19 protein-coding genes are annotated in these 20,939 nt (G+C 38.0%); 8 read left to right on the plus strand and 11 right to left on the minus strand.

Translation table 11 applies throughout. The features are described 5' to 3' along the window. Window positions 1-18: 18 nt before the first annotated feature. The 3 genes from CNR22_07340 to CNR22_07350 form a co-directional block, all read right to left on the minus strand. Window positions 19-948 carry a hypothetical protein gene (locus tag CNR22_07340; GenBank protein ID PBQ31587.1) on the minus strand — a complete coding sequence of 310 codons (930 nt, stop codon included), beginning with the start codon at window positions 946-948 and terminating at the stop codon, window positions 19-21. Between the two features lie 196 nt (window positions 949-1,144). Beyond that, a complete protein-coding gene (locus tag CNR22_07345) occupies window positions 1,145-2,464 on the minus strand; it encodes a DoxX family protein (GenBank protein PBQ31588.1) in 1,320 nt (439 codons plus the stop codon). A 67-nt stretch (window positions 2,465-2,531) separates the two neighbouring features. Next, the gene (locus CNR22_07350; GenBank protein ID PBQ31589.1) at window positions 2,532-3,074 is read right to left on the minus strand and encodes a hypothetical protein; all 543 of its coding nucleotides are present in this window, start codon (window positions 3,072-3,074) and stop codon (window positions 2,532-2,534) included. Window positions 3,075-3,160: 86 nt separating this feature from the next. Here CNR22_07350 and folP point away from each other — a divergent pair, with 86 nt between their 5' ends. The 4 genes from folP (at window position 3,161) to CNR22_07370 (ending at window position 8,055) form a co-directional block, all read left to right on the plus strand. After that, complete coding sequence (gene folP / locus CNR22_07355; GenBank protein PBQ34849.1) at window positions 3,161-3,937, plus strand: dihydropteroate synthase; 777 nt, start codon at window positions 3,161-3,163, stop codon at window positions 3,935-3,937. Between the two features lie 32 nt (window positions 3,938-3,969). Next, window positions 3,970-4,674: a hypothetical protein gene (locus tag CNR22_07360; GenBank protein PBQ31590.1), complete on the plus strand. Its 705-nt coding sequence runs from the start codon at window positions 3,970-3,972 to the stop codon at window positions 4,672-4,674. A 54-nt stretch (window positions 4,675-4,728) separates the two neighbouring features. Then, a complete protein-coding gene (locus tag CNR22_07365; protein ID PBQ31591.1) occupies window positions 4,729-7,191 on the plus strand; it encodes a hypothetical protein in 2,463 nt (820 codons plus the stop codon). Window positions 7,192-7,272: 81 nt separating this feature from the next. After that, window positions 7,273-8,055 carry a hypothetical protein gene (locus CNR22_07370; protein PBQ31592.1) on the plus strand — a complete coding sequence of 261 codons (783 nt, stop codon included), beginning with the start codon at window positions 7,273-7,275 and terminating at the stop codon, window positions 8,053-8,055. A 3-nt stretch (window positions 8,056-8,058) separates the two neighbouring features. Here CNR22_07370 and ybeY read toward each other — a convergent pair whose 3' ends face one another. The 8 genes from ybeY to CNR22_07410 all read right to left on the minus strand — a co-directional run bounded on the left by ybeY (window position 8,059) and on the right by CNR22_07410 (window position 14,070). Beyond that, entirely contained in the window at window positions 8,059-8,469 is a 411-nt protein-coding gene (ybeY, locus tag CNR22_07375) for an rRNA maturation RNase YbeY (protein ID PBQ31593.1), read from the minus strand. Continuing rightward, window positions 8,469-9,017, minus strand: a complete 549-nt coding sequence (locus CNR22_07380; GenBank protein ID PBQ31594.1) for a hypothetical protein — start codon at window positions 9,015-9,017, stop codon at window positions 8,469-8,471. The genes ybeY and CNR22_07380 overlap by 1 nt, the downstream gene beginning before the upstream one ends. A 32-nt stretch (window positions 9,018-9,049) precedes the next feature. Continuing rightward, window positions 9,050-10,324 (minus strand): serine--tRNA ligase, encoded by a 1,275-nt coding sequence (locus CNR22_07385; protein ID PBQ31595.1) that lies wholly within the window; start codon window positions 10,322-10,324, stop codon window positions 9,050-9,052. Window positions 10,325-10,328: 4 nt separating this feature from the next. Continuing rightward, complete coding sequence (locus tag CNR22_07390; GenBank protein PBQ31596.1) at window positions 10,329-11,723, minus strand: peptidase M64; 1,395 nt, start codon at window positions 11,721-11,723, stop codon at window positions 10,329-10,331. Continuing rightward, window positions 11,720-12,193 (minus strand): hypothetical protein, encoded by a 474-nt coding sequence (locus tag CNR22_07395; protein PBQ31597.1) that lies wholly within the window; start codon window positions 12,191-12,193, stop codon window positions 11,720-11,722. Before CNR22_07395 ends, CNR22_07390 begins: the two co-directional genes overlap by 4 nt. A 73-nt stretch (window positions 12,194-12,266) precedes the next feature. Then, entirely contained in the window at window positions 12,267-12,527 is a 261-nt protein-coding gene (locus CNR22_07400) for a 50S ribosomal protein L27 (protein ID PBQ31598.1), read from the minus strand. Between the two features lie 58 nt (window positions 12,528-12,585). After that, window positions 12,586-13,119 carry a 50S ribosomal protein L21 gene (gene rplU, locus CNR22_07405; GenBank protein ID PBQ31599.1) on the minus strand — a complete coding sequence of 178 codons (534 nt, stop codon included), beginning with the start codon at window positions 13,117-13,119 and terminating at the stop codon, window positions 12,586-12,588. 60 nt (window positions 13,120-13,179) lie between these two features. Beyond that, window positions 13,180-14,070, minus strand: coding sequence for an EamA family transporter (locus CNR22_07410; GenBank protein ID PBQ31600.1), 891 nt, complete (start codon window positions 14,068-14,070; stop codon window positions 13,180-13,182). Window positions 14,071-14,258: 188 nt separating this feature from the next. On the opposite strand from CNR22_07410, the gene CNR22_07415 reads away from it, so the two are divergent. From CNR22_07415 to CNR22_07430, 4 genes are all read left to right on the plus strand, one after another. Further along, window positions 14,259-15,188 carry a GntR family transcriptional regulator gene (locus CNR22_07415; protein ID PBQ31601.1) on the plus strand — a complete coding sequence of 310 codons (930 nt, stop codon included), beginning with the start codon at window positions 14,259-14,261 and terminating at the stop codon, window positions 15,186-15,188. Window positions 15,189-15,291: 103 nt separating this feature from the next. Next, a complete protein-coding gene (locus tag CNR22_07420; GenBank protein ID PBQ31602.1) occupies window positions 15,292-16,284 on the plus strand; it encodes an aspartate-semialdehyde dehydrogenase in 993 nt (330 codons plus the stop codon). 240 nt (window positions 16,285-16,524) lie between these two features. Then, complete coding sequence (locus CNR22_07425; GenBank protein ID PBQ31603.1) at window positions 16,525-20,301, plus strand: hypothetical protein; 3,777 nt, start codon at window positions 16,525-16,527, stop codon at window positions 20,299-20,301. A gap of 51 nt (window positions 20,302-20,352) precedes the next feature. After that, window positions 20,353-20,874 carry a 3-hydroxyanthranilate 3,4-dioxygenase gene (locus CNR22_07430; GenBank protein PBQ31604.1) on the plus strand — a complete coding sequence of 174 codons (522 nt, stop codon included), beginning with the start codon at window positions 20,353-20,355 and terminating at the stop codon, window positions 20,872-20,874. Window positions 20,875-20,939: the final 65 nt, after the last annotated feature.

The raw sequence follows: 20,939 nt of genomic DNA on the forward strand, positions 1-20,939 counted from the left end.
CCGTAATCCGGGGCTTTTTTAATTACTGGCATTGCCGATGCAATTTATTTTTTCAAGTTCTTCCAAAGATTTGGAATAGCCCAGGTCTTTGGCCATGTTTAAGTCGCCGCAGGCCCCCGCAATATCTGCTTTATGCTTCTTTGCCAAACCCCGGTAAAAAAAGGCTTTACCTTGCAGAGGTTTTAATTCAAGTGACTTATTTAAATCTTTAATGGCCGCTGCATCTTCGCCTTCGGCAATTTTACACATGCCACTTAATAAATAAGCACTCCAAAAGTCAGCATTCATTTGTATTGCCTGCCCTGCATCTTTAATAGAACCTTTATAATCCTGCAGATCGTAACGTACCAAAGCGCGCTGATAATAATAATCTGCAGTTTCTTTCAAAGTAATAGCGCTTGTTAAATCGGCAATGGCGCCCCAGTATTCTTTTGTTTTAGCGCGTGCTACCCCTCTATAATAATAGGCGAATGTATTTTGTGGATCGTAAAAAAGCGCCATAGTTTCATCATTCACACATTCTTGTTCTTTACCCATAGCGTGAAAAACCGCACCGCGAAAGCTGTACGTGTTAGCGTGATCATTTTTTAAACTAATAGATTTATTAAAATCTTCCAGGGCTGTAGTGTAATTTCTCAGATAATAGTTTGCCAAACCTCTGCGGTAATATATTTCATAGTTCCCAGAAGCAAGTTGAAGCGATCTATCGTAATCGTATAAAGCTTCCCGGTCTTTTTTTAAATAGAAGTGTGTAAGTCCACGTTTAAAATAGGTGGTAGCATCGCTACTATCGCTACTCAAGGCTTTTGAATAATTTTTTAACGCATCTGCATACTTTTTCTGCGCGGCGTTTTCATCAGCAAGCTTAATAAAATCGGAAACACTTGACTGCCCTTTACCTGTGATGAACAGGAAAAACAGGAGGAGCGTACTGAGTGCAGATTTCATATGTTTAAATTACTGTTATTGATCCCGATAGCTATCGGAAGTGATATGGCATAACCAGTTCAGTGTTTTGTTTTGTATTTCAACAAACATGACTATTTCATCCTATTAAAATAGCAGAAATGCAGTCCCTGAAAATTTAATAAAAAAGGAGTTATTAAATAGTGAACGTGAACAAAGTCAACAAAAAAATCTGCCGTTATTTCATCAACTTTTGTTTCACATCACTAAAACCTGGAAAGTTATGGTAATGCCAGTTGGCGATAACTACTCCGTCTTTAACAAGCATCAAACCCGGATTACTGCGGATCATTGTTTTTAACACGGTATTATCAACTGTTACAAAGTCATAAAGTGCGTTGTGTTTATGCTTAAACTCATCAATTTCTTTATTACCGCTTGCCGTCATAGCTATAAACTTATATTTTTCGCCCGAGGCTAACTTATAAAAATCGTTGATCTGCGCCATTAAAGTCTCATTGTCTTCGGTTAAAGCAAGTTCATGCACTATGAGCCAGAAACTGTAATTTTTATCATTTAAAAGTGAATCGGTAATATTAACACCATCGATGCTGTTTACCAGGAAGTCTGTAATTTTAGGGGCATCTACAGCATCTTTTACAGTGATATTATCTGTGGCAAACCATTTCCAGTTTAAAGTATCGGCCCAAGGATAATTTTTTAAATCAAAATGCTCCTTTTTTCCTGTTTTTGTATTCTCGTAAATAAATCCGGTTTCAATTACCGCCGGCGAATAGGTTGGCGGGAATTTCATGTTTTCCTTAATACTCATACCCGGGGCATAAGCTCTGAAATCTAAAGGTGGTAAATTCCTGTAAGCGTAAATTGGAAACGCAATAGAGAAAACGAGTCCTAGTGCAAAAATTGCAGCCACTAACATCGGCGCGCCAATAGGGTTAATATTTTCTCTCCCGGCAAATAGAAGTGTAATTAAAATCATAAGTGCGATATCTTTCCAGAAACTCTCCCATGGTTTTAACGGAAGGAAATCGCCGAAGCAACCGCAGTGCGTAACTTTATTGTAACAGGCCGAATAAAAAGTAAGGAAAGTAAAAAAGGTAATCTGCGCAAATAATAACCAAAGAGTCAAATTACGTTTATATCCAATCAGCAACATAACGCCTAAAACTATTTCACTGGCGCAAATTAAAATGGCAAGCGGTAATGCAATGTGTGCAAACGATTCAAAAATAGACATGCCCGTGTCGCCCTGGAAAACTTCGAAATATTCTTTCAATTTATAGCTGAATCCAAGAGGGTCGTTTGCTTTGATAAAACCAGAAAAAATAAATAATCCTCCTACAAGCACCCTCGGAATATGGGCCAAAATTGGGGCCTTAGCAATAAAGTCGGAAGCGTTAACCAGCAAAAATAAAATGGCTAAAACAACCACTAAAGTCGTTTTGCTAAAACATGGCGGACAAATGAAATAGATTAATGCCGCTAACCCAGCTGACCAGATAAAACGAAATACTTTTGAAGAGAGAAATTTTTTCATGTGAGATGTCTTGTTAATTTTCTAAATATACCGAGAGTTTAAGCTTCTAAAGGTGGCTTAAATACTTTTAACCTTTGTCTGCTAGCCTGATCATGGCGAAAACCGCGTAGTTAATCATGTCCATGTAATTCGCGTCAACACCTTCGCTGATAATTGTTTTTCCCTTGTTATCTTCGATTTGTTTTACCCGGAAAATTTTCATGAGGATAAGATCAGTTAACGAGCTGATACGCATATCGCGCCAAGCCTCGCCGTAATCGTGGTTTTTATCTTCCATCAATTTTTTTGTCTGCGCCAGATACTTCAGGTACAGATTCTTTACTTCCTCATAAGGGAGATCAATTCGTGTGTCGCCTGCGAGTTCCAGCTGTATCAGAGCGATAGCACAATAATTAATAATACCAATGTATTCGCCACTAATAGCATCTTCAATTTTTTGAGTGCCTTTTTCTTCAATGCTTTTAATGCGCTGTGCTTTTATAAAAATCTGATCGGTAAGGGAAGTTGGCCTCAGGTTTCTCCACGCTGTTCCATAGTCTTTCATTTTCTTTAAAAAGATATCTTTGCAGAGCGTAATGGCGGCGTCGTATTGTTGCGATGTGTTTTGCATAAAGTATGAGCACTAAAATTAACGAAATAAAATCAATTGAATATTCCTGTAATGGGAAAATAATAACATTTCATAAGCCTTTGATTATGGCCATTGTTAATATAACTCCTGACAGTTTTTACGATGGCGGAAAGTATGATTCGGTGAGGGACATATTACATGACGTAGAAGAAAAAATAAAGTTAGGCGCGGACATTATTGATCTTGGCGCAGCTTCGTCGCGACCCAACGCGAAGGAAATCAGTGAAACAGAAGAATGGGAGCGTTTAAAAGGTGTACTAACAGTTATTAGAGAAAAGTTTCCTGAAATTTTAATTAGTATAGATACGTATAGAGCTTCAATAGCTGAGCAAAGTGCGCATCTGGGGGCAGACATTATCAACGATATTGGCGGTGGAACACTTGATGATAAAATGTTTGCAACCGTTGCCCGACTAAACCTTCCGTATATTCTCATGCATATACAAGGTACACCGCAAACCATGCAACAAAATCCGCATTACGAAAACAGTGTTTCAGACATTCGGGAAATTTTTGAATCCAAAATTAATTCTCTTAAAAATTTAAATTTTTCTAAAATTATTATCGATCCAGGTTTTGGCTTTGGAAAAAGTCTTGAAAACAATTACGAGCTTTTAAAGGGAATGTCCTCTTTTTTAAATCTCCATTTCCCAATATTAGCGGGCGTTTCGAGAAAAGGTATGATTAATAAGGTTATTGGCACCAACCCGGTTACCGCTCTAAACGGCACAACCGTTCTAAATACAATTGCGCTACTAAACGGAGCCTCGATTTTAAGAGTACACGACGTAACCGAAGCTAAACAAGCTATCGAATTAACAGAGTTTTACAAGAGCGTTTAATCTTATTCTTCTTTTTTATTTAACTTCATCACATGCAAAATCCATCGATAAGATCACTTAAAAAAATTCACCTTTTGTGGGTTGCCGTTTTATTTGGCTTACTGAGTTTCTCTTTTATCCGTCCACCCTACTCCTACCAGATTGCGCTTTTAAAATATAATGGTGGCGGAGATTGGTACGCCAACCTTGAAACTTCGTTGCCAAATCTTATTAAATATTGCAACGCGCAAATTAAAACGAGCATTAATCCTGAGCAAGCTATTGTGGACGCGGGAAGTATAGAACTCTTTAATTACCCTTTGATTCACATGACTGGCCATGGAAATGTTATTTTTTCTAACCAGGAAGCCGAAAATTTAAGGAATTATATGATCGCGGGCGGCTTTTTGCACGTAAGCGATAATTACGGAATGGATAAGTTCATCCGCCCACAATTAAAAAGAATTTTTCCGGAACTGGACCTTGTTGAATTACCTTTTGATCATCCTATCTATCATCAGCGCTTTGACTTTAATTCAGGGCTACCTAAAATTCATGAACATGATAATGGCTCTCCAAAAGGGTACGGTTTAATTTACAAAGGTCGCCTGGTGTGTTTTTACGATTATGAATGCGATTTGGGAGATGGCTGGGAAAGTCAGGAAATTCACAACGACAGCGAAGAAGCGAGAACAAAAGCCCTTAAAATGGGAGCAAACATAGTTTCTTTTGCTTTTATGGGTTTTGATAAAAAATAATATGATTTTGTAACTTTATTTATGCCTCCTCGTCATACAGATTAAGTTTGCATTATGAATAGAAATTTAGCAGTTCTGTTTTTCATACTTTTACACGGACTGGTAATTTCTCAAACCTTTATTTTATCGGGAACGGTGAGCGACAAAAACGAAGCGCTACCTTTTGCTACAATTCTCGTTAAAGGCGCTTCATACAACACTATAAGCAACGTTAACGGACAATACACTTTAAAACTTCCGGCTGGAAACTACGAGATTATCTATCAATATATAGGCTACGGTAAAAAATCGGAGAAGATAAACCTGATTGCTAATAAAGTGCTGGATGTTGTGCTTGCCTCAGATGGCATATCACTCAAAGAAGTGGAGATAAAAGCCGGTGAAGATCCTGCCTACCCTATTATACGCAAAGCTATAAAAAAGAGAAAATATTATTTAAATCAATTAGATGCTTATACGTGTAAGGCGTATATCAAAGGGCTTCAGAAAATAAATTCCATTCCTAAAAACATAAAAGGTCTAATTAAGCTCGCTGGTGGTGATCTTTCTGATACGGCTGAGTTTAAAGGCGTCATCTACCTTTCAGAAAGTGTAAGTAAATACCATTTCGAAAAACCAGAGAATGTAAAAGAAATCATGTACAGCAGTAAAGTCAGTGGAGATAATAAATCTTTCAGCTTTAATAAACTCAGTGACATGAAAATCAATTTCTACAACAATCTTATAAGTTTGGGAAACCTTAGCGATAGGCCTTTTTTATCGCCTCTTCATGATAATGCGTTTTTGTTTTACCGTTACTATTTATTAGGAAGTGTAAGTGGCGAGGGCAAAGTTATTTATAAAATAAAAGTAGTACCTAAACAAAAGTCTGATCCTTGCTTTTCAGGAATCATTTATATACAAGATAGTACATGGCGTATAACAAGTATAGATTTAATGCTGACCAAAGAATCAAAAATCAATTTTATTGATACGCTTACTATTAAACAATTGCATGCTTCTATTGTGGAAGATAGCGTTTGGATGCCTTTAAGTCTTAATCTTGCTTTTGATTTGCAGGCTTTCGGATTTAAAGGAAATGGCTACTTCAATGCGAATATCAGCGAATACGATCTTAACCCTATTTATTCGAAAAATTTCTTTAAGAATGAAGTTTTAAAGGTAGAAGACGACGCCAATAAAAAAGATTCTGCTTACTGGGAAAATGTACGAACTACACCTTTGACGCAGGAAGAGATTAACGATTACAGAGAAAAGGACAGTATTTCAAAAATACGAAGTACCGACCGTTATATGGATTCGGTAGATCATCATAGAAATAAACTGAAGATCGACGATTTGTTTTTTGGATACAATTATGACAATACCAAGAAAAAATTTAGTGCCTCTCTTCCAGGACTTATTACAAACGGCGTGCAATATAACACCATTGAAGGACTAAATCTGAGTTATAAATTCAGCATCACCAAATCTTATGATAACAACCGCAATTATAGCATCACCGGGAGATCTCGTTACGGGTTCGCCAATAAACTTTGGGGGGGTGAAGTCGGCTATAATTACCTTTACAATCCTAAAAAGTTTTCCAGTTTCGGGTTTAAAGTAAAATCTATTGCTGAACAATATAACCAGCTAGATCCTATTTCTCCGCTTATCAATTCTCTCTACTCTTTATTTCTGAATGAGAATTTCATGAAAGTATTTAAAGAGACGGGCATCGAAGGTCACTATCATACCGAAATCAGTAACGGCGTTTTCTTTTCTGGTATCGTCAGATATATGCAACGTGATCCACTAAAAAACACCAGCGATATTCTTTTTATAGATGACAGATCCAAGTTATTTACAAGTAACGATCCACGTAACGCTTTTACGCACGACTCTATGTTCTCGAGTAACAGAGCTTTTACAACGGAATTTACTTTTACATTCCGGTTCAAACAACGTTACTATTCTCTTCCTGACCAGAAAATAATGGCAGGAAGTAAGTATCCCAGGCTAAGTGTTACTTATAAACGGGCATTTCCAATATTATATACCAGCGCCGACTATGATTTGTTAAGCGCTTCAGTATCCGATCAGATAAGACTTGGTTTATTAGGTCGCTTCGCCTACCGCGTTAGAGGAGGCGGATTTCTGGATACGAAGAAATTATATTTTATGGACTTTAAATATTTTCTTGGCAATCAAACGATCTTTAATACAAATGACTATCTCAGTAGCTTCAGGCTTTTACCTTATTATACCTTTAGCGCCGACCGATGGTTTGCCGAAGCACACGGTGAACATCATTTCCAGGGCTTTATTTTTAGCCGTATTCCACTTATTAAAAAACTCCCGATCCAGGAAGTTATTGGTGCACATTTTTTAAGTAGTAATAAATTAAAATACTATTACGAAGTAAACTTTGGAATTGAAAAAATATTCAGGGTCATTCGAGTAGATTATGTTTTAGGCTATGCACCGAATTCTAAACTCAAACAAGGATTTACGGTTGGATTAAATATGGCTTTTTGATCACCAGCTGCTTTTGCGCCATAATTACCAGTACTAATGGGAATTATTTTAAGAAATAATTTCTTTTGTTATCTTTAATCTATGCTTAAAAATTTATTACTGACTTTTTGTTTTTTCCTGGCGTACAATTTTTCCGCTCAGATTTCTTCCGAACAAATACAGGCCCAGGCCATTGGCGGAAAAGAGCAGATTGATGACATTTTTGAAACACAATTCACTTTGCCAAAAGCTCTTCTTACCTCTAATTTTGATGTACAGGTTACCGCAACTTTTGATCTTGATTCAGCAGGCAATGCTATTAATGTGGCATACAAAAGCGGAATTAATAATGCTTTAAGAAATGAAACAACCCGCATTTTGAAATTTTTAAAATTTAAGAGGACGCAAAATGAGGAATATGCAAGTTATCCCTATTCGTTTTCATATCATATGTCAACCGACCGTTACAATAAATTCGTAAAACAAAGATCGCGTCTTAATTTAAAAAAGGGAACACTCGCCGACAGTAGCTACGTTATTTTTACAAAAGCGGATAAGTCTCCTGAATACTATAAAAACGGCGATGAAGGACTCGGCGAATTTGTTCTTTCTGAATTGGAGTATCCCAAACTAGCTATCGAAAAATCTGTGGAAGGCACTGTAATTGTAGAATTTGTAGTCGAAACAAACGGCTATGTAACCGGTGTAAATCTTAAGAAAGGACTTGGAGCAGGTTGTGGTGAAGAAGCATTGCGTATTATCAAATCAACAAAATGGCAACCCGCGATTTTAAATAATAGACTTGTACGCTACAAAACTACCTACCCAATAACTTTCAGTCTCAGAAATGTAACCAGGGACGCTTCTTCTACGATTGGCCAATAACCATTAAAATTTCTTTATCGCCCAATTTTCTTTAGAGCGCATTAATTCGGCGTCTTTACTGCTTTTATCTTTGTACCCACAAAGGTGAAGAACACCATGAATGATCACCCGCTTTAATTCCGTTTCAAACAGGACATCAAATTTTTCAGCATTTTCCAGAACCCTTTCTATGCTAATAATAATATCTCCGTGAATAGTAGGGCCTTCGCAGGAATCAAATGTAATAATGTCGGTATACGTATTATGATTTAAAAACTGAATATTTGCTTTTAAAACTTCTTCGTCTGAAGTAAATACAAAATTTATATTGCCGGTTTTTTTCTTTTCGAGTTCAATTATTTTTTTTATCCATGTTTTAATTCTTGTGGATTCTTTTAATTTAAAAGAAATCTCCTGGCTTTGAAAAGTGATCATTAGAATGAAATTGTATCTTTAATAATGGTAGGCAATTCTCCTTTGTTTCTGCTCCTTATAAGCACTTCGATTCCCTTTAAAGAATTCCGGAACTCTTCCAATTGGATATGGAATTTTTTTTGCTGCTGATAGCCTGTCGCGATTAATTTTGCCGCTTCATCTGTCTCATGGAGCGAAAAACGAACAAGCTGATCTGTTGTCAAGGCTTTATTTTTAATATCATGTGCCAACTTTTCTAATTGTTGGTTGACGAGTAATGCACGCGTTAGAAGTATCTTCCTGTTTATTGAAAAATCTTCCAGATTTTTTCCACTGCCATAGAACTGCTGAAGATTATCTGCTTCGTCTTTACTTACAGTATCACTAATATTTTGCTGAATAAACTGTTTGTACCAGGTATAACGCGAAATAGATTTTTGCAAAGTAATTGTATCAACGCTCTGTAACTCTTTAGCTATGGAACTTACAGCACCGCTCAGGCTATCCAGCGATTTTGCTTTTTGCTCATACAAGTCTGTCTTATTACATGATCCAAAAAAGATGGACATCAAAAACAGACTTGTATAACAAAGTATGCGCATTAATTTATGGTTTCAAAACCGGTATAAGGAACAAGTACTTTTGGAATAGTGATGCCATTTTCAGTTTGATTGTTTTCCAACAAAGCTGCAACAATTCTTGGCAAAGCCAAGGCACTTCCATTTAAACTATGTGCTAATTGCGTTTTACCTTTATCGTCTTTGTAACGGCATTTTAAACGGTTTGTCTGGAATGTTTCGAAATTACTAACGCTGCTTACTTCCAACCAACGTTGCTGTGCAGCACTCCAAACTTCAAGATCGTAAGTTAATGCACTACCAAAACTCATATCGCCCCCGCATAATTTTAAAACACGGAATGGCAATCCCAGTTCTTTCAAGAGGCTTGCAACATAGTCTTTCATGTCCTCAAGAATTTTATAACTTTCTGTAGGATGCACTATTTGAACAATTTCAACCTTATCGAATTGATGTAAACGGTTTAAGCCGCGAACATCTTTTCCATAGCTTCCGGCTTCGCGTCTGAAGCAAGGCGTATAACCGCAATTTTTAATTGGAAAATCACTTTCCTTTAAGATAACATCCCTATAGATATTCGTGATAGGAACCTCAGCAGTAGGAATCAAATATAAATTATCTTCTGTAGCGTGATACATCTGACCTTCTTTGTCGGGCAATTGTCCGGTACCATAACCACTATCCGCATTCACTAAAATTGGCGGTTGAACTTCGTTGTATCCTTTTGAGGTGGCTCTGTCTAAAAAGAAATTGATTAATGCTCTTTGTAAACGTGCTCCTTTTCCCTTGTACACGGGAAATCCAGCACCCGTTAACTTTACACCTAATTCAAAATCAATAATATCATACTGAGTTGTTAATTCCCAATGGGGTTTAGCTCCAGCGTATAGCGTAGGCTTTGTGCCATCTTCAGACACTACTTCATTGTCTTCGGGAGTTTTTCCAGCAGGAACGGTTAAACTCGGCAAGTTGGGAACCGTTACTAATAATTTATGAACTTCAGACTCAATACTTTTTTGTTTTTCATCGAGCTCTTTTTCTGAATTTTTCAACTCGGCAGTTTTAGCTTTTAAAACTTCTGCCTCTTCCTTTTTACCCGACTTCATTAAATCACCAATTTGTCTCGCCAGGGCATTTGCTTCGGCTTTGGTGTCGTCTGCTTGTTTTTGTGCAGCTTTTCTATTATTATCTAATTCGATAACTGTATTGATAATTGTTTCGGCATCTTTAAAATTTTTGATGGCCAAACGTTTTAAAACATCTTCTTTGTTTTCGCGAATGTAATTTAACTGGAGCATAAAATTATTTTACTATTATAAATTTGTTATTGATTGCCTGGTTATTAACTCTAAGTACCAGTACATAATTTCCTTCTTTAAACTGGCTTATATTCAAAGACCGCTTGTATTCCCCGGCAGATAAGCCTTCTGGTTTTTCACTGTAAACCAGTTTACCCTGCATATCTATAATGGAAATTCCTATTTGAGCGTCGCTTAATAAAGTATAATTCAAATTAATAAGATCGGACGCAGGATTCGGAAACATAGAAAATTCCATTTGCGATTTTATTTCTTTAATACCCACTGTTGAATGATATTCTACATTCCACAATACAGAATAAGTATGAAGATTTTCATGGTCTTCGTCCCTGGATAAAACAGTTGTATCCACAGCAGTAAACAAAACGGCGTTGTCTCCTTCCGCAAACCAATTATCGGCAACCAAGGCAGAGTCTTTATTATAAGCTACTACGTCTGTATTCAAAGTCCACACCCTTTTTAAAGTATTTGGATTAGGTTTTATCATTTTTGTTTTGAACCATTGCGACGAAGCTGTATAAGTTATGGAAGCCGAGTTGTCAGGACTGTAGCCATCTATTGGATTTGTAAGCGAGTGAATCTTTTCGATGATTGTTTGCTTGCAGACTGCACAAAATTGTTTATTCAGATATTGCATTTTACAATTTTGATGCGGACGGTACCAGTTTAAGCCCGGTGCAATAGTGTCGAAAGGATAGATTCCTATGCCTGTTGTTCCTAACCACTGTGCCCATTTAATGGTAGCAGAGCTGGAAGTTGCTGTCATATTAGCTCTTTCATTCATTGCACCGCTCCAATACTCATCTGCCAATCCAGCAAACGAATGTCCCATTTCGTGAGCCACAATTTCTGGTGAAGAAGAATGTAAAGAAGATACTGCATAGGCTCCGCCAGCACCACCATATTCGGTTGAATTACCTAATATAATTACCTGGTCGTAAGCCGGAAACCCGGAAGCCAATACGGAATAAACTGCTGTAGGATTCATCGCATAAATTAAACGATGCGTGTTATAATTATCAAAACGCGTATTAAAATTGTTGGTGATTGCTAAAGTAGGTGAAGCCGGTTCCGTAACATCTGTAGCTGTTCCTGGATGACTAACACCGCTTTGCTGCGACGGACATTTTATAGCAAATACATTAAAATATTTTTTATAATTATTAAAAGGCGAGGTATTTAAAAGGTAGGTAGATAATGTAGTAGCATTAGTAATAAATTGAGTCATCTCGCTTGTAGTGTATCCATCGCCCATTATCACAAGATTAATGCGTTTACTTATGGGTCCGTTTTTAACTAAAGTATCAACACCCAATATAGTTTGTCCAAAAAACTGGCTGCATACGACGCATAGCACTATTAAAATTCGGTTTTTCATTTTTTTAAAATTATAGGTGCTGACTCTTTAAAATTTATTGTTTCAAGAATGGTGATTTTTTTAAACTGATCAAAATACGGAGCCCTAAAAATAAGCAGGTCCTGCGATAAAGATATTAATTTTGATTCTATTTTACCGGATTCAGAATATAAATCGAAGTGTTTATACAAAGGATGTTCGGTTACAAGATTAACCACTTTATTATTTTTGTACAGAATCTGGATCTTCAAATAATTAGGTCCTTTTGTTTTTGTCTCGTCTATAGTGTGTCTTACTTTTGAATCGACCACGTTTATATTTTTCACAACCGCGCTGGTTTTATTTGCGATGGTATCGCGGGTAAGTTCAATGGTGTAAAAAGCAGTTTTTTCCGGAATTTCGGCAAGCTCCTTTGGTTTGGTTGACTTACAGGCAAACAGCGCAAGCACAAAGCAAAGCAGAGCAATATAAGTATTTTTATTTTCCTTCAATTTTATAAATGCTTTAAAACGGAAAAAGCCCTGCCGTTTTCACGGAGGGCTTTAAAGTCCATAGAAAACGAGATTATCCCTCTACAGGAACAACCGATACATACGAACGATCGTCTCTTTTCTTTTTGAATACTACTTTTCCATCTATTAAAGCGTAAAGTGTATGGTCTTTTCCCATACCAACACCCACTGATGGATTGTGTTTTGTGCCACGTTGACGAACGATGATGTTACCGGCAATTACCGCTTGACCACCGAAAATTTTAACGCCTAAACGTTTACTATGCGAATCACGACCGTTATCCGATGAACCCGCGCCTTTCTTATGTGCCATTTTTTTATAATTTAGAATGTGAATTGAAAACTTTCATCTTCAATCTTCTATTCGGTTATTAATCTTCTTTTTTCTTAGTTGTTGTTTTTTTAGCTGCTGCTTTTTTTGGAGCCGCTGCTTTTTTTGGAGCTGCTGCTTTTTTTGGAGCTGCTGCTTTTTTTGCTGGTTTTGCTTCAGTAACTGTTGTTTCAGTTTCTGCTGCTACCGCTACAGGTTTGTTTCTTGAGCCCTGAACACGAACAACGCGCTCTGCTTTTAATTCTTCCTGTAATTTGTCGCCTTTAGCTAACACACCCTGAATAAGGATTTGTGTAAAGCTTTGACGGTGATTATTCCATTTTTGATAGCCTTTACGACGTTTCTTTTTGAAAATGATCACTTTGTCACCTTTAACGTGACTGATTACTGTGGCTGCTACAACAGCGCCATCTACCGTAGGGTTTCCAACTGAAATTTTTCCGCCGTTATCCAAAAGGAGAACTTTGTCAAATTCAATTTTAGCGCCCTCGTTAGCCTCTAGGCGGTGAACGTATACTTTGTTTCCACGTTCCACTTTAAATTGTTGCCCGGCTATTTCTACAATTGCGTACATTTAATTTGGTTTTTGATTGTTAATAAATTCCCTAAAAAGGGACGCAAATATACTCAATTCTTATTTATGAGCAAATTTTTGGCCGCGATTAATCAAATAAACGCTTAAAATTATGGCCACAATGCTTAAAATCTGAATAAAATTAACAGTTTCCCCATCAAACAGCCCCCAGAAAATGGCAAAAACGGGTATAAGATAAGTGCAACTGCTGGCAAAGAGTACCCCCGACAACTTAATAAGTACGTTATATAAGATAACAGAAAGTGCCGTACCCACAATGGCGAGAATCGAAATATATCCCAGCGAAGTCCACGCTTCATTATTAGTTGAGAGATGAAGGGTAAAATCGCTAAAGCCGAACAAATAAATCAGGGCAACAGGACCTGTAATGGTAAAAGCCCAAAGCGTTGCTTTAACAGAATTAAGATCGCTGAGATATTTTTTAATTCCATTTACACTAATGGCATAACAAAAAGTGGCGGCAAAAATCAGAAGACTATAAATTACGTTCCTAAACATATCTTCTGTTTTATCAAATAACATCAGACAGCTAGCCGCGACAAAGCCAACTATAATTCCAGAGATTTTTACCCCATCGGGCTTTACTTTTAACCATACTGATGCAACAATGATGGTGAATATGGGTGTAAGTGCATTCAGCATGCCAGCAAGACTGCTACTGACCTGGGTTTCGGCTTTAGTAAATAAAAAAGCCGGAATTAAATTCCCAAAAACTCCCATAATAAAGAGTCCTTTAAAATATTTTTTAAGATCGATCTTGTAATGTTTAATATAAAGAGGAGTAAGAAATAAAAACGCTATGGAAATCCGGAGAGCGGCCACCTCATCACTACTGAAGGAATCCAGCCCTCGTTTCATTAAAATAAAGGAACTTCCCCAAACGAGGGCAAGAACAACGAGAATGATCCAGGAGAGGGTTTTGGAAGTCATATGCGGCTGCAAATATAGACAAAACAATGTGGGGATGTTTTTGACCTTTATCAAAAACGCATTCTGCAATTAAGCGGCTAGAGAAAGGTTCACTCGTCAAGCTGCCCCATTAAGCCTGCGGCCTGATGTTTTATCCTGGCCGAAAAAGGCGAAGAAATACCTTACCTTTGCAAAACTAAAATTGAAGCATGATTGAAATTGGAAAAATAAACGGGCTCACCGTTGTAAGAGATACCGAAGTTGGATTGTTTTTAGGAGACAATGAAGGAAATGAAGTTTTATTACCCAACTCACATATACAGTCACGTCCTAAAGTAAAAGAAAAACTCGATGTTTTTGTTTACAGCGATTCTGAAAGTCGCCTCATTGCTACAACCCGTAAGCCCATTGCACAGTTAAACAGCTTTGTATGTTTGCGAGTAAATGCTGCCACAGAACAAGGCGCCTTTATGGAATGGGGATTAGAAAAAGACCTTTTTGTACCCGGAAGCGAACAAAAGTTCTTAATGGAAGAAGGCCAGTATTATGTTGTGCGCGTTTATCTTGATGATGTAAGCAAGCGTATTGTTGGTTCCAGTAAGCTCGATAAATTTGTTTCGAACGAAGAAATGCTATTAGAAAAGGGCCAGGAAGTTGAAGTAATGATTACTGAAGAATCGCCCTTAGGTTACAGTTGTATAATAAATGATCTTTATAAAGGTTTAATTTACCATAGCGATGTTTATCAAACGCTCTTTGTGGGAGAAGAATTAATCGCTTATGTGCAACACATACGTGAAGACAAGCTTGTGGACATTAGTCTGCAGAAAGTTGGCTTTCAAAAAGTATTGTCGGCCACAGAAATAATTCTGGAGTATCTGCGCGATAACGAAGGATTTCTTGCCCTGCATGATAAAAGTAGTCCCGAAGAAATTGCAGAAAAATTCAGCATGAGTAAAGCTACTTTCAAAAAGTCTATTGGCGTTTTATACCGGCACAGAAAAGTTGTTATCAAACCAGATGGAGTTTATCTGGTAACGGAAGAAGATTCGGCAGCTTCTGATAACTTAGCCACACCAAGCCCTAACAACGCACAGTCGGGCGGGGATGCAGCTGATTCTACAGATCACCAAGATTAAATCATGTTGTATCATTAAATAAAAATTTAAAACGTTTGCGCTAAAATAACCAGAGAAATAGGTGTAAACTATTAATTTTGCAGTCAAATCTTAAAACCAAATAATGAAAATTGCAGTTGTTGGTGCAACCGGGTTGGTGGGCACAAAAATGTTGGAAGTTTTAACGGAAAGAAACTTCCCTGTTACCGAACTTATACCTGTTGCTTCAGAGCGCTCGGTAGGAAAACAACTGGAATTTAAGGGTAAGAAGTACACCGTTCATTCAATGGAGCAGGCTATTGCTGCAAAACCAGAGATAGCTTTATTTTCAGCAGGTGGTGATACTTCAAAAGAATGGGCGCCGAAATTCGCTGAGGCAGGAATTACAGTAATAGATAATTCATCTGCGTGGCGTATGGACGCGACAAAAAAACTAGTAGTGCCGGAAGTAAACGCCTACGTGCTTACAAAAACAGATAAAATTATTGCGAATCCAAACTGCTCTACTATTCAAATGGTAGTTGTATTAAATCCGCTTCACAAAAAATACAAAATCAAACGCGTGGTTGTTTCCACTTACCAAAGTGTTACGGGCACAGGAGTTAAAGCTGTTAATCAACTGATGAACGAACGCAAAGACGGGCTAAGTGAAGAGATGGCTTACAAATACAAAATCGATTTAAACGTTATTCCTCAAATAGATGTTTTTTTAGACAACGGTTACACCAAAGAAGAAATGAAAATGGTGAACGAAACTAAAAAAATCATGGGTGATGATTCTATCCGCCTTACAGCAACAACTGTGCGTATACCTGTAATGGGCGGACACAGCGAAAGTTTAAACATAGAATTTGAAAATGACTTTGATCTGAAAGAAGTTTTTGAACTTGTTAAAACTACTGAAGGAGTAATTTTAGAAGACGATATTAAAAATCAGATCTATCCTATGCCAATGAATGCGCACAATAGAGACGAAGTTTTTGTAGGAAGAATTCGCAGAGATGAGTCGCAGGCAAATACTTTAAATTTATGGGTGGTTGCTGATAACCTTCGTAAAGGTGCAGCAACCAATGCAGTGCAAATTGCAGAATATCTGTTGAAAAAAAATCTTGTTTAATACTTAACTCAGACTTACAGAGAAGTTAATTAGGCGTTTCGATTTTCTTTCTGTGGGTCTGGGATCCCCACCAGATCTTTGTTAAAATTTGATTTCAATAATTTAAATACTTTAACTGTATTTTAATTGTTTTCGTGCCTTGGTAAAATTGGGAATTTTTAAAAAGTTGTGAAGATCTAATTCTTTTTCATACTTTTAATTTAATTGGTTAGTTAGTTTAATCCTTTAGATATCCCTAGCATGAAAATTTTTACAAAAAAAATCAGCGGCCTTTTTTTCCTGGCAATCCTATTTTCTTTAACAAGTTTCCTGAGTGCGCAAAATGAAGGTAAAAAATGGTACTTCGGGCAAAACGCCGGATTGGATTTCACAACCGTACCCCCAACTATACTTACGAACGGACAGTTAACAACTTTTGAGGGATGTTCAAGTATTGCTGATTTTGCAGGTAATCTGCTGTTTTATACCGATGGGATTACTGTTTGGGATGCCAGCCACGCCGTGATGGCCAATGGTACCGGGCTATTTGGAGATGGCTCTTCCACACAGGCAGGTGTTATCGTTAAAAAACCAGGAAGCACAACATTGTACTATATTTTTACCGTGGATGATTTCGCCGGTCCTAATGGTTTATGTTATTCTATTGTGGATATGAGTCTTGCCGCCGGTATGGGTTCAGTAACCACAAAAAACGTATTAATGCAAACCCCCAGTACAGAAAAAATTACGGGCGTAAAACACTGTAACGGTCATGATATCTGGATTGTTTCTCATGATTATAACTCCACAAATTTCCGTACTTTCTTACTAACTTCTGCCGGTCTTAATGCCACACCGGTTATTTCGGCAGTAGGGAGCAATCATAACGGAGGTACAGGGGTAGTAGTAGGCGCATTAAAAACATCTCCAAACGGAAAAAAAGTTGGCCTTTGTATTTCTAATAACTTAAATACCATAGAGGTTTATGATTTTGATAATTCTACAGGTTCAGTTTCTAATCCTATAATTCTTGGTACTATTTCTGGAATTTACGGTTGTGAATTTTCACCAGACGGAACCAAGTTTTATGGAGCGGCTTGGTACGGTTCTGCTATTTATCAATGGGATTTATGTGCAGGTTCTTCCACCGCTATTATTGCTTCTCAGTATACAGCATCAGCCTCTGAAGGAGGACAATTGCAGCTGGCGCCCGATGGAAAGATTTATATGGCCCGTACTGGTCAATCTGATCTTGGTGTAATTAATAATCCAAATGCTTCCGGCTCTGGCTGTAACTATGTAAATAGCGGTCAGTCTATTGCACCAAAAACAAACGGCTACGGATTGCCGAATTTTATAACCAGTTTTCTCAGCACACCTTTTACCTATACAATGGCATGTGGTAATGCCTCCTTCACCGCTCCGCCAAGTCTCCCTGCAACAACCGGTGGAGCTTGTTCGGCATCGAATAATACCTATTCAGCTGTAAGTTGGAATTTTGGTGATCCTTCAACGGCAAGTTCTAACACCTCAACAGCCTTGAGTCCCGCACATCAATTTTCAGCACCCGGCACTTATACTGTTTTACTCGTTCGTACAAGCGTTTGCGGCAATGATACAATAGCCTTGCCTATTATTGTTCCTCCTTCGGCTGTGTCCTTAAATGCGGCTCCAACAGTTACCCAGGCAAATTGTACGAGTACAACTAATGCCTTTAACCTTGGACTTACCTTTTCACCTTCTACTCCAGCGCCGAGTTATACAATTACATGGAGCAGCATTCCAAATGGCGTTACCAATAACACAATGACAAGTGCTTCCGGATCCATCGCTGCCGGTATATATACAGCCGTTATTTCTACTGGAGGCGGTTGTTTCAGCAGCGCCACTTTTACGATCAACCCTCCTATTCAAACGCTTAACTTCTCAGTTACTCCAGCGAGTTTATTAACTTGTAATCAGCCAAGTGTCACTCTGAATGTTGATCCGATAAATACTTATACCTGGGTAAGTCTCTCTTCTGGTCCTTTTACCGGAGCCAGTCAAAGTTTTGACTTTAATCAAACGGGTAACTGGACTATTACCGCTATGAATGCTGCGGGCTGTGTAGGTACAAAAACGTTTGCAATTAGTTTAAATACAATTACGCCGACTTCCATTATTACTCCTGTTTTTCAAAATATCACCTGTACCCTATCATCTATACAAACCATTACTGCGACAGCAAATCCTAGTATCAATGTACTTCAGGAAATAACTTCGCCGCAAAACGTTGTGTTTTCTTCACCGTCTTATACAACCGTTTATGTTCCCGGTGGTACGGGTACATTTACGCACTGCGCTATTAACCAGATAAACGGTTGTAAGTCCTGCAAAAACTTTACTGTAGCTTCTAACCAGGGTTTCCCGAACTTTAATGTAATTAGTCCGCAGAATTTTACGCTCGGCTGCAATAGCACCAGTTTCGCCATTGTGAATATTGTAAATGGCAATACAACACCACCCGGTGGAGCGGTATCTTATACGATTTTACCTCCCGGGGCCTCTTCAGCAACCCCTTCAGGAACTCTTAGTAGCGCAGCCACTTACACGGTGAACGCACCTGGCACTTACACCGTTATTACAAAAGACAATACAAGTTATTGTGAGACGAGAACGCCTATGTCTATTCTCGCAAATACAGTGGCTCCCACTTTAACAGCAACCGCTTCGCAGGCATTGAGCTGTAATACGCCAAGTATAGTTTTGGAGGGTTTCAGCGAAACTCCTAACGTTAATTACGGATGGAGCTTCCCTCCGGTGGGCGGCTCACCAGGAAATGTTCAGGGATATTCCCTGACGGTAAACATAAATTCTGTTGCGCCTACAACAACCCTCGTAGCCAATTATACTTTGACGATTACCGACAACAGCAGCAGCTGCAAGAGCACTTCTGTAGTTCCTATCCTACAGAATATTTTTCCGCCGAAACCACTTATTACAAACGGTGGCACCAGTTCTATTACCTGCAATACATCAACAATTGTATTAACCAACCAAAGTTCAACTGGCATTCCACCTAACTCTTTCCCTACTAATTCTATTGTTGTAGCATATATTTGGGACGGGCCAAGTCCGCAACAACCGGGACAATTTACTACTACTTATCTGGCCGCTACAGTAGGTGTTTACACGCTCACAGTTAAAGATTATAACAATGGCTGTACTTCTTCTACAACAATACCTATTTACGATAACAGGTTATATCCTACAATTGACCCTCCGTTAAATAAATTTTATCTCGACTGCGGGGCTACTGTTACCAGTGTTACTTTAGATCTGGGCAATCCGCCCTCCAAACCCTATGCTTATTTATGGACAAGTCCGCCAACGGCTAGTATTACGCAACCTAATAGCGCAACCCTAACTACTAAGAATATTGGCGACTACTCTGTATTGGTTACTAACACCGTTAATGGCTGTGCGACCAAAGCCTATTATATCGTTTATTCTGGAAGTTTAACTGCTTCATTTACTGCAAACGACACCACAGGCTATGCGCCACTATCAGTGACTTTCGAGAATACGTCACAATCGGTTCTCGGTAATGCAGGAATGACATCGGCCTGGAATTTCGGAAACTCTACAGGCACTTTAACAACAGCCTATAATGCAAGTGCAACTTATAACCAGCCCGGAACTTATACGGTTACATTATTTAGTACAAAAGGAATTTGTATTGACACTGCGTATAAAGTAATTCACGTGGAAATTCCTTCTAGTCTAGAAATTCCGAATGTTTTTACACCTAATGGAGATAATGCTAACGATCTGTTCTTTGTAAAAGGATCAAATCTTACAGAAATAGATATCACTATTGTGGACCGCTGGGGACAACAAGTGTACCAGTTAAAAAGCAAGACAGGTAATATTGCCTGGGATGGTAAAACGCCAAAAGGAAAAGACGCTGCTGAAGGAGTTTATATGTATGTTCTAAGAGCCAAAGGCAGTGATGGACAAAACTATAAAAAAGAAGGAACTATAAGTTTATTTCGCTAGCTAAAAGCGTTAGAAAATAAACTTTACACGCAAAATTTCTATATTTGAAAGATGGTAACACGCCCTTTTAATTTCAAAAAATGGATTGATGAGAATCGCCATTTACTTAAGCCTCCTGTAAATAATAAAGTTGTTTATAAGGACCAGGATTTTATCATCATGGTTGTGGGTGGACCAAATTCCCGCAAAGACTATCATTACAATGAGGGAGAAGAATTTTTCTATCAGCTTGAAGGGAACATTACCGTTTCTATTCAGGAAGATGGAAAAGCAGTAGATGTGGAAATTAAGGAAGGCGATATTTTTCTGTTACCTGCCAAAATACCTCACAATCCTAAGCGCACTGCCAATTCTATCGGGTTGGTTGTGGAACATAAAAAAAAGAACGGCGAAAAAGACGGCCTCATGTGGTTTTGCGAAAAATGCAATACCAAACTTCATGAGGCTTATTTTACACTTACTGATATTACCACGCAATTTCAGGGTGAATTCAAGCGCTTTTATGAAAGTAAAGAACTGAGAACATGTAAAAATTGCGGTACCGTAATGGAGCCGCCCCCGGTTATTTCTTAAGCTTTTTTTTAAGATATTAACGTTTACCGCTGATTCCTTTGAGTGGAAACCCCTTTTGAATGATT

The sequence above is a fragment of the Sphingobacteriaceae bacterium genome, assembly GCA_002319075.1.
In the GTDB taxonomy this organism is placed as follows: Bacteria; Bacteroidota; Bacteroidia; order B-17B0; family Aurantibacillaceae; genus Aurantibacillus.